This window comes from Streptomyces sp. 2114.4 (assembly GCF_900187385.1).
GTDB lineage: Bacteria > Actinomycetota > Actinomycetes > Streptomycetales > Streptomycetaceae > Streptomyces > Streptomyces mooreae.
The window spans coordinates 5,743,203-5,758,059 of record NZ_FYEY01000001.1; the positions used below are offsets into that span (position 1 = coordinate 5,743,203).

The 14,857-nt window shown below is 72.0% G+C and carries 9 protein-coding genes and 1 pseudogene; 7 read left to right on the forward strand and 3 right to left on the reverse strand.

What is annotated here, in order from left to right; all coding sequences use genetic code 11:
* Window positions 1–197 precede the first annotated feature (197 nt).
* From CFW40_RS25395 to CFW40_RS25415, 5 genes are all read left to right on the forward strand, one after another.
* Window positions 198–560: a hypothetical protein gene (locus tag CFW40_RS25395; RefSeq protein WP_093813974.1), complete on the forward strand. Its 363-nt coding sequence runs from the start codon at window positions 198–200 to the stop codon at window positions 558–560.
* Between the two features lie 403 nt (window positions 561–963).
* A complete protein-coding gene (locus CFW40_RS25400) occupies window positions 964–3,219 on the forward strand; it encodes an MMPL family transporter (protein ID WP_088800206.1) in 2,256 nt (751 codons plus the stop codon).
* A gap of 116 nt (window positions 3,220–3,335) precedes the next feature.
* The gene (locus CFW40_RS25405; protein ID WP_088800207.1) at window positions 3,336–3,995 is read left to right on the forward strand and encodes a hypothetical protein; all 660 of its coding nucleotides are present in this window, start codon (window positions 3,336–3,338) and stop codon (window positions 3,993–3,995) included.
* A 237-nt stretch (window positions 3,996–4,232) separates the two neighbouring features.
* A complete protein-coding gene (locus CFW40_RS25410) occupies window positions 4,233–4,448 on the forward strand; it encodes a hypothetical protein (protein WP_088800208.1) in 216 nt (71 codons plus the stop codon).
* Between the two features lie 184 nt (window positions 4,449–4,632).
* Window positions 4,633–7,761, forward strand: coding sequence for a helix-turn-helix transcriptional regulator (locus CFW40_RS25415; RefSeq protein ID WP_088800209.1), 3,129 nt, complete (start codon window positions 4,633–4,635; stop codon window positions 7,759–7,761).
* Window positions 7,762–7,791: 30 nt separating this feature from the next.
* Here CFW40_RS25415 and CFW40_RS25420 read toward each other — a convergent pair whose 3' ends face one another.
* The 3 genes from CFW40_RS25420 to CFW40_RS25430 all read right to left on the reverse strand — a co-directional run bounded on the left by CFW40_RS25420 (window position 7,792) and on the right by CFW40_RS25430 (window position 10,505).
* A complete protein-coding gene (locus CFW40_RS25420) occupies window positions 7,792–8,013 on the reverse strand; it encodes a DUF6191 domain-containing protein (RefSeq protein WP_088800210.1) in 222 nt (73 codons plus the stop codon).
* An 87-nt stretch (window positions 8,014–8,100) separates the two neighbouring features.
* Window positions 8,101–9,276, reverse strand: a complete 1,176-nt coding sequence (locus CFW40_RS25425) for a sorbosone dehydrogenase family protein (RefSeq protein WP_088800211.1) — start codon at window positions 9,274–9,276, stop codon at window positions 8,101–8,103.
* A 188-nt stretch (window positions 9,277–9,464) separates the two neighbouring features.
* A complete protein-coding gene (locus CFW40_RS25430; RefSeq protein ID WP_088800212.1) occupies window positions 9,465–10,505 on the reverse strand; it encodes an aldo/keto reductase in 1,041 nt (346 codons plus the stop codon).
* 88 nt (window positions 10,506–10,593) lie between these two features.
* Here CFW40_RS25430 and CFW40_RS25435 point away from each other — a divergent pair, with 88 nt between their 5' ends.
* Window positions 10,594–11,556 (forward strand): 2-hydroxyacid dehydrogenase, encoded by a 963-nt coding sequence (locus tag CFW40_RS25435; protein ID WP_088800213.1) that lies wholly within the window; start codon window positions 10,594–10,596, stop codon window positions 11,554–11,556.
* Between the two features lie 323 nt (window positions 11,557–11,879).
* Window positions 11,880–14,794: pseudogene (locus CFW40_RS25440) on the forward strand (putative bifunctional diguanylate cyclase/phosphodiesterase).
* Window positions 14,795–14,857: the final 63 nt, after the last annotated feature.

The following is a 14,857-nucleotide window of genomic DNA, read 5'->3' on the forward strand; positions in this document are numbered from 1 at the left end:
CATGATCTTCCCAGGGCGGTGCGCCCACTGGGTAGCCCCAATTGCGGATAATTAACGCAAAACTTGGTGACTATAGCCTCATGCGCAATAATTACGTCACTCACTGTGTGCATTTATTGAGATCCGGCGGAGTGGATATCCCGCCGGGTGCAAGAGGAATGCTCGTTCTCAAAAAAATGCTGAATGATTAGGGGGGCGTGGTGCGCGCAGAAGAAGTGAATCCTGATGAAATCCTTGCCGAGATCATCTTGAGTAAAAAGGTTGGGACAGCCCATGTGCGGCTGATTGGGGACCTGATCTCAGTCGATGCGCAACTCAGTATCGCCGCGCTGCAAAGCGGCGGTCTGCCGCTGGAACAGATGGCTGATATCGCTGAGGCCGTGTTGCCGTTGGAGGGGGCCTATATCCAGGCGTGGGACGAGGTTAATTCTGAACCCGGCTTCGAAGAATCGATGCCCAAGCTGCAGGAATTGGAACGCGCGTTGAGGAATGCAGTAGAGGGGATTATTGAAATCGCGCAGAGGTATCAGCTTTCGGTGAGTCGGACGTACCTCGACTGAGTCTCACACCGCGGTGGCTCGGCCCGTGGGAACTGCCTCCCGGTGATCGCCCAGCTGATGCAGGCCAGCGAGGACACCGTCGCCGGTGAGGTGAGCAAGATCCGGAGCGAGGTGCAGGTGCCCGTCGCCGGGTGATCGGCAGCGGGGCCACCGGGAAGGGTGGATGGCTGGAAAGAGCGGATGGCTGGGAAAGAGTGGGCGAGTTCCCCGGTGGCGTCTCTTGTGGGGAAGTCCACAAAGAGGTCAAAGGATCTTTTTCGGGTGTCACTCTGCTCTGATGAGGGCCCCGGTGCCGCCCGCCTGACCGGTTGGTGGCGGGGCGCTCCGTCCCCGTACATCCGCGCTCGGCACCACCCGCTACCGGGAGATATCGACGCACAACCCCGGGAAGCAGACGAGGTCCGTGACCGCTCTGGCTCGGTGGTGTCTCAGGCGCCGCATCGTGGTGATCGTGCTCTGGCTGGCCGCGTTCGCGGGGGTCGCGGCCGCCGCGGCGGCGGTGGGGTCCGCGTACTCGAACAACTACGAGGTGCCCGGCACCGAATCCGGGCGGGCCTCGGCCCTGCTGGAGCGGGCCTTCCCGGGGCAGTCCGGGGACAGCGACACCCTCGTGTGGCACACGGACTCCACCACGGTGCGGGCCGCCGCGGTCCGCACGACGATGACGCACACCCTGGAGAAGGTCGCCGGGCTGCCCGGCGTCGCCGAGGTGCACGGCCCCTACGGCGGGACCGGCGCGGGCCCGTCCGGTGGCCAGGGCGCGCAGCAGATCAGCAAGGACGGGCACACCGCCTACGCCTCCGTGGTCTTCGACCGCGCCACCGACGACCTGGACCCCGCCCAGGTCCGCGAGGTCGTCGACACCGCGCGGGCCGCGTCCGGCAATGGCCTCCAGGCCGAGCTGGGCGGTGCGGGGATCGCGCTGACCGAGGCGCCGCGGGCCCAGCTCGCGGAGTTCATCGGGCTCGGCGCCGCGGCCGTGGTGCTCTTCCTCGCCTTCGGGTCGCTCGCCGCGACCTTCCTGCCGATCGTCACCGCGCTGGCCGCCGTCGGCACCGCCTCGGCCGGCATCACCCTGCTCAGCCATGCGATGACCGTCGCCGACTTCGCCCCGATGCTCGGCATGCTGATCGGCCTCGGCGTCGGGATCGACTACGCGCTCTTCATCGTCACCCGGCACCGCAAGGGCCTGCGCGCGGGCCTGCCGGTCGGCGAGGCCGCCGTCCGCGCCGTCTCGGTGTCGGGGCGCGCGGTCGTCTTCGCCGGGGCCACGGTCTGTATCGCGCTGCTGGGCATGCTGATCCTGCGGCTGAGCTTCCTCAACGGGGTCGCCCTCGCCGCCTCGCTCACCGTCGTCCTGACCGTGGCCGCGTCCGTCACCCTGCTGCCGGCGCTGCTCGGACTGATCGGGATGCGGGCGCTCAGCCGCGGCGAGCGCCGACGGCTGGCCGAGCGGGGGCCCACGCCCGAGCGGCCCGCCGGTGTCGCGGCGCGCTGGTCCGGGTTCGTCGAGCGGCACCCCAAGCTGCTGGGGGTGGCCGCGGCGGCCCTCATGGCCGTCCTCGCCCTGCCGACCCTCGGACTGCATCTGGGCACCTCCGACCAGGGCAACAACCCGGCCACCTCGACCACCCGCAAGGCCTACGACCTGCTGGCGGGCGGCGGGTCCGGCGACGCCCGCGGGAGCGGCTTCGGGCCCGGATTCAACGGGCCGCTGACGCTCGTCGGCACCCTGGACGGCGCGGGGGACCGGGTCGCCTTCGACAAGCTGCCGCAGCGGCTGCGGGAGACACCCGGTATCGCCCAGGTCAGCGCTCCCGAGTTCGACGGCAGCCACAGCACCGGAGTGATCACCGTCGTCCCCACCACCTCACCGCAGTCCCGGCAGACCTCCGACCTGGTGGAACACCTGCGCAGCGAGGTGCTGCCCGCGGCCGAGGGCGCGAGCACGCTGCGGGTGCGGGTCGGCGGCATCACCGCGAGCTACGACGACTTCGCCGCCGTCATCGTCGGCAAGCTGCCGCTCTTCATCGGCGTGGTCATCGCGCTCGGCTCACTCCTGCTGCTGCTCGCCTTCCGCAGCATCGGTATCCCGCTCAAGGCCGCGCTGATGAATCTCGCGGCCGTCGCCTCGTCCTTCGGGATCGTCGTCGCGGTCTTCCAGTGGGGCTGGGGCAGCGAGCTGCTGGGACTGGGCAGCGCCGGCCCGATAGAACCGTTCCTGCCGGTCATCATGGTGTCGGTGCTCTTCGGCCTGTCCATGGACTACCAGGTGTTCCTGGTCTCCCGGATGTACGAGGAGTGGCAGCTGACCCGGAACAACTGCCGGGCGGTACGGGTCGGCCTCGCCGAGACCAGCCGGGTGATCAACTCGGCGGCGGTCATCATGATCGCGGTGTTCGCGGCCTTCATCCTCAGCGGGGACCGGACCATCGCGATGTTCGGGATCGGCCTGGCCTGCGCCGTCGCGCTGGACGCCTTTGTGCTCCGTACGCTGCTGGTGCCCGCCCTGATGCACCTGCTGGGTGGCGCCAACTGGTGGCTGCCGTCCTGGCTGGACCGGTGGCTGCCCCGGATCAGCATCGAACCACCGCCGGAGCCGGGCGCGGCGGGGCTTCCCGGGCCGCAGGGCGGGGAGAAGCCGCTGGTGGGGGTGTAGGGACCGGCGCCGGACGCCCCTTCGCAGCGCCCCGCGGACGGCGTGTCGCCGTCCGCCGCCCGCCGGCCGTCGCCATTCTCATCTCACTCTCAGACACGGCACCTACGGTCGCGCCCATGGGAACGACCAGGACGACCGAGAACCGAACCGACGACGAGAAGACCGTGCCGGCGCAGGGGGCCAAGGAGACTGCTGCGATCCCGGAGACCACCGAGGCGGAGGCGGCCGGAAAGGCCGCCGCCAAGGCCGATGAGCAGGTCGACGACAACGCCGCCCTCGCCGCGCAGGACGAGGCCGGTGACCTCGAAGCGGACGACGCCCTCGACGCCCCCGACAGCGACCCGCACACCGCCGGGTCCACCACCTCGATCGCCGCCGGCGCCGGTGCCGTCGTCGCCGCGGGGCTGGGCCTCGCGTCCGTCACCGGCACCTGGCTCGGCACCACGCTGGCCGAGCGCGCGAACCTGGTGGGCCAGATCAAGGTCCAGTCGGGCAAGGCCCAGGCCGCCGACCAGATCTCCGCCGTCTACGGCGCCTCCTGGCACACCAACGCCCTGGTCAACGGCTTCTTCGCGCTGCTCGCCGTGATCGCCGCGACGGTCGTGGTGACCACCACCCGAAACCGCCCCACCTGGGTGCGGGCCGTCGCCTGGGGCGGGCTTGCGCTCGGCGTGCTGGGGATCCTGATCTCCGCGGGCATGTACCTCGACCTGTTCGGGAACATGCCGGCCGTTCCCAAGGCCCCCGCGGGCGGCGCCGGGCCCGCGGCTCCGTAAGCCCGCGACTCGGCAACCCCTGACTCCATAAGGACATCCGGGCCGCTTTCTGAGCACCGTACGGGTGCCGCGGGCGGTGCCTAAGGAGCCCCCGGGCGACACCGCGGGTTTCTGAGCACCGCCCGGGGCCGAAGATCGGGAACTCTCCCGATGTGGCGGACCCCCCTCGGCGACGAGGCTGGAGCACATCGACAAGCCGTCGAGTGACCACCTCACCGCCGTCAGGGGAGACACACCATGTACCACTCCGAGCTGGAGCTCCGGATCCGTCAGGAAGAACTGCGCCGCGCGGCCGGCCGGCGGCGTCTGGTGCGCGAGGCGACCGAGGCGGCTGAGTCGGCCGAGGCCCCGCAGCACGGGCCCCGTGGCTCCGCCCGTTCCGGGACGGACGAACCCGGAGGGCGGGTGCGTACACGGGGCAGGTGGCTGCGGCTCCGCCGCGCCGCCGTCTGACCGCGCCGTTCACATGACGCCTCAGGTGCCGGCCCCGCCGCCCGGCCCGCATCCGTCCGCCCGACAGCCGCCCGGCCCGCAGCCGTCCGGCCCGCAGTCCACCGCCCGGCCCCAGGTGCTCACCGCACCGGGCCGGGCGTCTGGCGTACCGGAGCCCCCTGCCGGAATGTCAGACCCCTGTGCGATGCTCACCGGCGTGGAGACCAGGTCCGTCAGTCCCGTGTTCATCGGCCGTGCGGCCGAACTCGCCGCGCTGGGCGACGCGCTCGCCCGCAGCACGGCGTCCGGCGAGCCCCAGGCCCTGCTGATCGGCGGTGAGGCCGGGGTCGGCAAGACCCGGCTCATCGAGGAGTTCTGCGAGTCGGCCCGCGCCGCCGGCGCGCTCGTCGCCTGCGGCGGCTGCATCGAGATCGGCTCCGAAGGCCTGCCCTTCGCGCCCTTCTCCTCGATCCTGCACACCCTCCACTGGCATCTGCGCGACGAGCTGGCCGCCGCCGTTGCCGGCCAGGAGGGCGAACTCTCCCGCATCCTGCCCGAATTGGGGGAGACCCCGGTCGAGGCGCACGACGAGGAGATCGGCCGCGCCCGCCTCTTCGAGCTGACCGCCCGCCTCCTGGAGCGGCTTGCCGCGCACCGCACCCTGGTCATCGTCGTCGAGGACCTGCACTGGGCCGACCGCTCCACCCGCGAACTGCTCGCCTACCTCCTGCGCTCCCTGCACGACGCGCGCGTCCTCCTGCTGGCGACGTACCGCTCGGACGACATCCACCGCCGCCACCCCTTGCGCCCCTTCCTCGCCGAGATCGACCGGATGCGCACGGTCCGCCGCGTCGAACTCGCCCGCTTCAACCGCGAGGAGGTGCGCTCCCAGATCGCCGGGATCCACGGCAGCGCTCCCGAAGAGGACACCGTCGACCGGGTCTTCAAGCGCTCCGAGGGCAACGCCTTCTTCGTCGAGGAGCTGGCCCGCTCCCTCGCCGACGGCGCGCTGCACGGCCTCAGCGACCCCCTGCGCGATCTGCTGCTGGTGCGCGTCGAGGCGCTTCCCGAGGACGCCCAGCGGGTGGTGCGCACGGCAGCGGAGGGCGGCTCCACGGTCGAACACGAACTCCTCTCCGCCGTCTGCCGGATGCCCGAGGACGACCTCATCGAGGCGCTGCGGTCCGCCGTCGGCAGCAACACCCTCGTGCCCACCCGGGACGGCACGGGCTACCGCTTCCGGCACGCCCTCGTCCGCGAGGCCGTGGTGGACGATCTGCTGCCCGGCGAGCGCACCCGCCTCAACCGCCGCTACGCCGAAGCACTGGAAGCCAACCCCTCGCTGGTCCGTGCCGATGTCTGCGCCGCCCGGCTGGCCAGCTACTGGTACAAGTCCCACGACGCCGCCAAAGCGCTGCCCGCCGTCCTCGCCGCCTCCGTCCAGGCCCGCCGCCGCCATGCCTACGCCGAACAACTGCGGCTGCTGGACCGCGCCCTGGAACTCTGGGACGACGCGCCCACCGAGGTCCGCCAGGGGGTGCGCCCGGCCGACTACGCCGAGGCGTACCCGGCCTGCGGCTGCCACGACGGCGACGCCCTGAGCTTCCTCGACCTGCTCGCCGAGATCGCGGTGGCCGCCCGGCTCTCCGGTGACAACGAACGCGCGTTCACGATCGTCAAGCGCGCCCTGCGGTCGCTGCGCGGCGAGAGCGACCCCCTTCGTACGGCGTGGTTCCTGGTACAGCGTTCCCGGCTCTGTCAGGGCACCGGCCGCGGCAACGGCTGGGAGGACCTGGGCGCCGCTCAGGAGCTGATGCGCGGCCTGCCGCCGTCCTCCGTGCACGCCGAGGTGCTTGCCGCCGTCGCCAGCTGGGCGATCCTGCACGAACCGGGTCCCGGCAGCTTCGCGACGGCCGAACGTGCCGTGGAACTGGCCCAGTTGGTCGGTGACGAAGAGGCCGAGCTCAACTCCCGGCTGACCCTGGCGGGGCTGCGGGTCGACTCCGGGGAGGTCGACGCGGGCCTCGACGACTTCCGTACCAGCCTCGCGCTCGCCGTCGACCGCGGCTACTTCGCCGTCATCGCCCGCGGCCACATCAACTTCCCGTCCGCCCTGGAAGGAGTCGGCCGCTCCCGCGAAGCCGTCGAGGTCAGCGAGCAGGGCGTCGAACTCACCACCCGCTACGGCCTCAAGGACAGCACCAGCTGGGTCCTGGGCAACCGCGCCGAATCCCTGCAGTCGCTGGGCCGCTGGGCGGAAGCCCGCCGGGCCGCCGCCGAGGCCCGCCGCCTCGCCCAGAACCCCCGGACCGTCGCGCTGGCCGCCGGCCGCCACACCGATCTCGCGCTGGACGAGGGAGACTTCGCCGCCGCCGCACGCGAACTGGCCGTCGCCCAGGAGCACTACGGCACCCACGACCCGCAGCCGCAGAACGTCCTGGTCATGGCGCGGCACGCGCTGCGGATCGCCGCCCACCAGGGCCGCGTCCTCGATGCCCGCAGCATTCTCCAGCAGGCCCTGGACGCCGGCTTCCCGCCCGGCACTCAGCGCTACGCCTGGCCGTTGCTCTGGTCGGCCACCACCGCCGAAGCGGACGCCCGCGGGCTTCCCGCCGCCGAGCCGGGACGGGCCGCGGTCCTCGCCCGCATCCGGGAGGCCGCGAAGCATCTGCCCCGGCTCTGCCCGGTCTGGGCGGCCCACGGCCTCGCGCTGGACGCCGAACTCCGCCGCGCCGAAGGCCGCGAAACCCCCGACGCCTGGGCGGAGGCGGTCGCCGCCTTCGAACCCCTGGAGCGCCCGTACGAGCTCGCCCGGACCTGCTACCGCTGGGCGGAAGCCCTCCTCCACGGCAGCGAGCGGGCCACCCTCGGACTGCACGGCCGCACCCCGCGCGAGGCCGCCGTACTCCTGCTCACCCGGGCGTACACCGCCGCCGTGACGATGGGCGCCCGCCCGCTCGCCGAAGAACTCGCCCTCCTCGCCCAGCGGGCCCGCGTCCCGCTGCCCGGCCTGCAGGCCGGGGCCGCGACGGAGCCGGCCTCCCAAGCCGTCCCCGCGGCGGCCGCCGGCCCGTCACCCGCCGGCGCCGTCCCCGCCGAATCCCTCGGCCTGACCCCGCGCGAACGCGACGTACTGCGCCTGGTCGCCGACGGGCGCAGCAACCGCCAGATAGCCGACGCCCTGTTCATCTCCCCGAAGACCGCCAGCGTCCATGTCTCGAACATCCTCGCCAAGCTGGGCGTCTCCGGGCGCGGAGAGGCCGGCGCGGTGGCGCACCGCCTGCGCCTGTTCGGGGAGCCGATATCCGGTCAGGGGCCGGCCGTGGCCCCCTGACGGACACGGCAGGCCCCGGGCGCGTCACACCTACGACTGTCCCCGGTCCTGCTCGCCGCCCCGTTCCCGGCCGCGGTCCGCCTCCTGCCGCTGCCGGGGTGCCCTGACGACGACGGTCCCCGAGGAGAGATCGATCGGGCCCTTGCCGGGGTCACCGTCACCCACGTCATCGACGACGAGCGACATCTTCCGCCGCTCCTCGTCGGTGTGCTTGCGGCCCGGTGCGAACAGTTCCTCCGCGATGTTGAACATGGTGCCCTGTCCCCTCGTCGGTCGACACGCACCCGTCCCCCCTGCCCATGAGTGTAGGCAGGCCGCCCGAAAAGGGGATCAGCCCGATCAGCTCACCTTGAGGCGGAGAATCCGGTCATCGCCCTTGTGCGGTGTGCCCCGTCCGTCCGTGTTGCTGGTGACCAGCCACAACGCCCCGTCATCGGCCGCCACGACGGTCCGCAGGCGCCCGTAGGTGCCCTTCAGGAAGGCCTGCGGCGCCGCCACCGGCTTCGTCCCGTTCAGCGGGATCCGCCACAGCCGTTCACCGCGCAGCGACGCCATCCAGACCGAGCCCTTGGCGTAGGCGATACCGCTGGGTGAGGCGTCCGCGGTCCTCCACTCCTCGACGGGGTCCGTGAACACGCTGCCCGCGGTCTTGCCCTTGGCCTTGCCCTCGACCTCGGGCCAGCCGTAGTTCCGGCCCGGCTCGATCAGATTGAGCTCGTCCCAGGTGTTCTGGCCGAACTCCGAGGCCCACAGGCGCTTGTCGTCGTCCCAGGCCAGGCCCTGCACATTGCGGTGGCCGTAGTCGTACACCACCGAATCCGCTTCCGGGTTGCCGTGCGCCGGCTGCCCGTCCGGCGTCATCCGGAGGATCTTGCCGCCCAGGGACTGCTTGTCCTGCGCCAGCCCGGTGTCGCCGGTCTCACCGGTGCCGGCGTAGAGCATCTTGTCCGGGCCGAACGCGATCCGCCCGCCGTTGTGGATCTGGCCCTTGGGGATCCCCTTGAGGACGGTGTCGGGCGCGCCCAGCTGATTGCCCGGGGCGCGCTTCTCGTCGTAGATCATGCGGGCGATGCGGTTGTCGGACGCGGTGGTGAAGTACGCGTACACCTGGTGGTCCGTACCGAACGTCGAGGACACCGCGATCCCCAGCAGCCCGCCCTCACCCCCGGGATCCACCCCCGGCACCGATCCCAGCTCGGTGATCTTCCCGCCGTGCGCCGCGACCCGGAAGATCTTCCCGGTGTCCCGGGAGGAGACCAGCAGATCCCCGCCCGGCAGCACCGCCACCCCCCACGGCGACTTCAGCCCCGTGGCCAGGGTGCCGGTCACCTGCACCGAACCCTTGGCGGGCGGCGCGGCCGACGACGCGGCGACGCCCGGCGAGGCGGCTCCGCCACGGTTCTCCGCCGGGCCGGCGCTCCCCCCGCCCCGGGGCTGCGCGCCGCCGGACGTGCAGCCCGCTGCCAGGAGCAGCGAAGCGGCGGCCAAAGCAGCGGTCTGGAAACGGCGTTGCACGGCAGGGGTCCTCTCGTCGGCAGGACGTGGAGTGGACCAGAACACCACACCGCGCCCTCGCCGTGCCGCGCGTTGTCCGTTCCCGCACCACTCCCGCCTGCCATGATCCGGCCGGGGCGGCCGCGCCGCGAGCGGGACACGCGGGGCCTTCCGCGCCGCGCCGCCCTCCCGCCCCAGGGAGGTCCCGTTCAGTACCAGGACCCGCGCGCCGGTGGCAGCGCGGCGATCTCCGCCAGGTCCTCGCGGGTCAGTGTCAGCTGTGCGGCCTTGGCGTTCTGCGCGGCCCAGCGTTCCTTCTTCGTGCCCGGCACCGGCACCACATGCCGGCCCTGCGCCAGCACCCACGCCAGCGCCACCTGCCCCGGCGTGGCGCCGTACCGGGCGCCGACCCGCCGCAGCCCCGCCACCACCGGCTGGTTCGCCGCCATCATCTCGGCGGTGAACCGGGGGTGGCGGGCCCGTATGTCCTCCCGTTCGAAGCCCTGCCCCGGGGTGAGGGTGCCGGTCAGATAGCCGTTCCCCAGCGGCATCGCGGCGAGGAAGCCGACCCCCCGCGACTCACACCATGGCAGCAGCTCCTCCAGCGCCTCCGGCGACCACACCGACAGCTCCGCCTGCACGCTGCTGACGGGGAACACCTGCTGGATACGCTCGAGTTGGGCCAGCGTGCCGTCGTGCATCCGGGAGCGGGGCCGCGCCCCGCCGCCCACCGGGCGCCGCTCCGTACGGGCCGCGCGGGACGGCCGTACCGCCTGCGCGCCCACCGCACACAGCCCCAGCGACCGCACCTTCCCCGCCGCCACCAGCTCCGCCATCGCTCCCCAGGTCTCCTCGACGGGCACCTCGGGATCGGCCCGGTGCAGCTGGTAGAGATCGATACGGTCGGTCTGCAGCCGCCGCAGCGAGGCGTCGCAGGCGCGCTTGACGTAGCCGGGCCGCCCGTTGGCGACGATGTGCTGCTCACCCACCAGCAGCCCGCACTTCGTCGAGACGAACGCCTCCGCCCGCCGCTCCCTGAGCACCCGCCCCACCAGCAGCTCGTTGGTGAACGGGCCGTACATATCCGCGGTGTCCAGCAGGCTGCACCCCCGGTCCAGCGCGGTGTGCACGGCCCGCAGCGAGCTGTCCAAGCTGCGCTGCGACTCGGTGTACCCCCAGCTCATCGGCATACAGCCGAGCCCGATGGCGCCCACGTCGAGAGCCGCCGCACCGATTGTCCTGCGCTCCACCTGGCTCTGCCTCCGTCCCCTCGCCCCCGATCAAGGGCCAGACCAAACTAACGTCTGAACGGAACGCCTCTTCGCATAGCCTGCGGCCATGGCAACCGCAGACCAGCGCACCGAAGCGCATGACGTATGGCTCCCGATCCCGCCCGACGAGATCGACGGCCTCCCCGGCGGTCTCAGCTACGTCCACTGGGACGCCGGCCCCGACTACCCGGCCGACCCGGCCCGCTGCGCCTTCTACGCCGTCCCCTACATGAAGGACACGGAGACCAGCCTGCGCCCGCTGTCCCGGATGAGCCGTGTGAGGGTGGTGCAGACGCTCACCGCCGGTGTCGACAGCATGCTCCCGGGGCTGGCGCGGATGCCGTCCGGAGCCCAACTGTGCAACGCGCGGGGGCTGCACGACGCCAGCACCGCCGAGCTGGCGCTCACCCTGATCCTCGCCGCGCTGCGCGACGTCCCGGGCTTCGTACGGGGCCAGGACGCGGGGGAGTGGCGGCACGGCTTCCGGCCGGCGCTCGCCGACAAGTCGGTCCTCATTGTGGGCTATGGTTCGATCGGCAGTGCCATCGAAGACCGGCTCACGCCCTTTGAATGTGCGCGGGTGACGCGCGTCGCGCGCACCGCGCGTGACACTGTGCGCGGCCTCGTGCATCCACTCTCCGAACTGTCCGCCCTCCTGCCCGATGCGGACGTGGTCGTGCTGGCGACTCCGCTCACCGATACGACGCGTGGCCTGGTCGGACCCGATTTCCTGGCGCGGATGAAGGACGGCGCACTGCTCGTGAACATCGCGCGCGGCCAGATCGTCGACACCGGGGCGCTGCTCGCCGAACTGGAATCCGGACGGCTGCGCGCCGCACTCGATGTCACCGATCCGGAACCCCTGCCCCCCGGGCATCCGCTGTGGCACGCTCCGGGCGTACTCATCACTCCACACGTCGGTGGCCCCAGCTCTGCCTTCCTGCCCCGTGCGAAGCGGCTGCTGCGCGATCAGTTGACGCTTTTCGCGGTCGGCGAGCCCCTGCGGAACGTGGTCGCCACCGCCGACTGACCGCTTGCGCGTAGCAGTACGAGGCCGTACGACTGCAAAGCGTGTTCGCCATTCGCTGACAGTCACGCTCCGTAGAGACGCTATGTCCCTGAGTGACGGAACTGGTGTATCGTCCCGAGCGGGGACGACGCCGGGAAGGACGCGGCGCGATGCGAAAGATCCGGAACTCGAGGGGGGCGACGGGCGATGTACAGCCGATGGATGATTCGCGAAAAGCGCGATCCACGACCGCCCACGGGGATACTGCGAGGTCCGCAGGCGCACCGCTCGCGATGCCCGGTACGGACGACGCGGCGCCCGGTGCGGACGAGGGGAAGAGTCCGGTGAGCGCCCCCGGGGCGATGCTCTCGCGGCCACCGGCACCGGCCGGCAACCCACCGGGTGTGGCGCCGCAGATCGTCCTCGCCGTGCTCTGCGGCGGCTATGCCGTCGGTGCCGCCTTCGGCTGGGGATCGCCCGAAGTCGCCGCGTTCATGGGGGACTTCGGCCTCAGCTTCGCGGCGTTCCTGGCGGCCTTCTCCTGCGGTCTGTACGCCCGCAAGCGCCGCACCCGGTTCCGCCCGGCATGGATGCTGTTCGCCGCCTCGTCCGGCATGGCCGGTCTCGGCAACGGCGTCTGGGGCTGGTACGAGGTCATCCAGGGCACCACGGTCCCCAGCCCCTGCCTGGCCGATTTCTGCTTCCTGCTGTTCGCGCCACCCGCCATCGTCGGTCTGCTGGTGCTCGCCAAGAGGCCGGTGACCAGGGCCGGCTGGGTCTGCCTGGGCCTCGACTCCTGGCTGATCGCGGGATCGCTGGTCACCCTCTCGTGGAGCCTCGCGCTCGCCCACACCGCCCACTTCCAGGGCCGCAGCGTGGCGCAGAGCGCGCTGTCGCTGGCCTACCCGCTGCTGGACATCGTGCTGGTGAGCATGGTGCTCGCGCTGCACTTCCGGCGCTCCTCGGTGCACCGCTCGGCCATCAACACCGCCGTCGCGGCGCTGGCGCTGACGGTGCTGTGCGACGCCCTGTTCAGCTCGCCGCTGCTGCGCGAGCACTACCGCTCCGGACAGATCCTGGACGCCGGCTGGTTCGCCGGCTCGATGCTGCTCGCGTACGCACCCTGGGTCGCCCGCCGTGCGGGCGAGGAGTGCCCCGAGGAGGACGTCAAGCCCGCCCGCCGGGTCCCGCCGCACGGCAGCCGCCCCATTGCGGGCTCGCTCGCCGCGCTCACCCCGTATCTCGCCGCCGCCGTCTGCACGCTCGGCATCCTCACCAACGTCCTCGACGGGCGCCGCATCGACCGCGTGGTGCTCTTCACCGGCTGCACGGTCGTGCTGGCGCTGGTCGTCCGCCAGGGCATCATGCTGCTCGACAACATCACCCTCACCCAGGAGCTGGCGCAGAAGGAGAACCACTTCCGCTCCCTGGTGCAGGGCTCCAGCGACGTCATCATGATCGCCGCCCCGACCGGTGTGCTGCGCTACGTCAGCCCGGCCGCCGCCGGGGTCTACGGCCGCGACGCCGAGGAACTGGTCGGCTCCGAACTGGCCTCGCTGATCCACCCCGAAGACCTGGGCCGGGTGGTCCACGAGGTCCGCAGATTCCTCGCCGCCGCCCCGAGGACGAACCCACCACCCGTATCGAATGCCGCTTCCGCGCGGGCGAACAGCGCTCCGGCGGCGACGGCTGGCTGAACGTCGAATCCACGGTCAACCGCCACCACGGCGGCCTGATCTTCAACTCCCGCGATGTCACCGAACGCGTCCGGCTGCAGGCTCAGCTCCAGCACAACGCCTCCCACGACGCGCTCACCGACCTGCCCAACCGCGCGCTGTTCACCGATCGCGTGACCCAGGCCGTCACCGGCCGCCGGGCCAGCGACCACGACACCGCCGTGCTCTACATCGACCTCGACGGCTTCAAGCAGGTCAACGACACCATCGGCCATCAGGCCGGCGACGAACTGCTGGTGCAGGCCGCCCGCCGGCTCGGTGACTCGGTGCGCTCCGGGGACATAGCGGCGCGCCTGGGCGGCGACGAGTTCGCCGCGCTGATCACCGGCGACGGCACCCGCGACCGCGCCGCCCGCGAATTCCGGATCCACGAGATCGCTGACCGGCTGCGTATCAAGCTCTCCGAGCCCTACCGCATCGACGGCCGGGACGTCCGGGTGGCGGCCAGCATCGGCGTCGCCTTCGCCGACCCCGGAGTGAGCCCCGCGGGCCTGCTGCGCAACGCCGACCTGGCGATGTACCGCGCCAAGCAGGCCGGCAAGGGCCGGGTGGAGCTGTACGCACCCCAGATGCAGAGCGAGGTGGCACACCGTGCCGAGCTCGCCACCAAGCTGCGTACGGCCCTGCACGACGGGGCGTTCACGCTGCTGCACCAGCCGGTGGTGGAGCTGGCCGGGGGCCGGGTCACCGCGGTCGCGGCCCACGCCCGCTGGCGCTCCGCCCAGGGCATCCTGTTCACCCCCGCCGAATTCCTGCGGGTCGGCGACCGCGGCCGGTTCACCGACGACGGCGAGCGCACCGCGGAGCTGGACCGGTGGCAGCTGGAGGCGGCCGTCGAGCAGGCCGCGGCGCGCCACCGCGCGGGCTACCCGGTCCCGGTCGCGGTCCGGCTCTCCGCCCGCCGGCTGCTGGACCACGCACTGTCCCCCAAGGGCGTCGAGTCGCTGCTCACCCGGCACGGCCTGCCCTCGCGGGCGCTGGTCCTGGAGCTGTCCGACAGCGACTCCCGCATCCCGCTCGACGACCTGGAGCGCCGGCTGGTCGCGCTGCGCCGCCTCGGCGTACGGATCGCCCTGGACGGCTTCGGCAGCGGATACGCCGCCATCAGCGCGCTGCGCCGGCTTCCGGTCGACGTCCTGCGGCTGGACCGCGGTCTGGTCGACGGCGTGGTGGAGTCCGCCCGGCTGCACAAGATCACCGCGGGGCTGCTGCGGATCGCCGGAGACCTGGGCATGCAGTCCGTCGCCGACGGCGTCGATCTGCCCGAGCAGGTCCTCGCGCTGCGCTCCATGGGCTGCACGCACGGCATGGGCACGGCCTTCTCGGGGCCGCTCGACGAGCACCGGCTGCGGCGGTCCCTGGCGCACGCCCACTACCCGGTGCCGGACCTGCCGGGCCAGAGCCGGGCGGTGGTGCTCACCGGTAGCGGGCTGCCCGTCCGGCACGGCGGACCGGCCGGTCCGGATTCGCTCATGCATCCGCCATTGCGCTCAAATAGTGAGACCTCCGTCCCACCCACTTGACACTCGGTGCACGGCGGGGGGAGGGTCTGTGCCATGCGCACCCGAATTCTCGTACTTGGAAAG

Excerpts from the sequence above, each read along its gene's own strand:
- CFW40_RS25405 (WP_088800207.1), top strand. The coding sequence starts at position 3,336 with ATGGGAACGACCAGGACGACCGAGAACCGAACCGACGACGAGAAGACC.
- CFW40_RS25410 (WP_088800208.1), top strand. The coding sequence starts at position 4,233 with ATGTACCACTCCGAGCTGGAGCTCCGGATCCGTCAGGAAGAACTGCGC.
- CFW40_RS25415 (WP_088800209.1), top strand. The coding sequence starts at position 4,633 with ATGCTCACCGGCGTGGAGACCAGGTCCGTCAGTCCCGTGTTCATCGGC.
- CFW40_RS25420 (WP_088800210.1), bottom strand. The coding sequence starts at position 8,013 with ATGTTCAACATCGCGGAGGAACTGTTCGCACCGGGCCGCAAGCACACC.
- CFW40_RS25435 (WP_088800213.1), top strand. The coding sequence starts at position 10,594 with ATGGCAACCGCAGACCAGCGCACCGAAGCGCATGACGTATGGCTCCCG.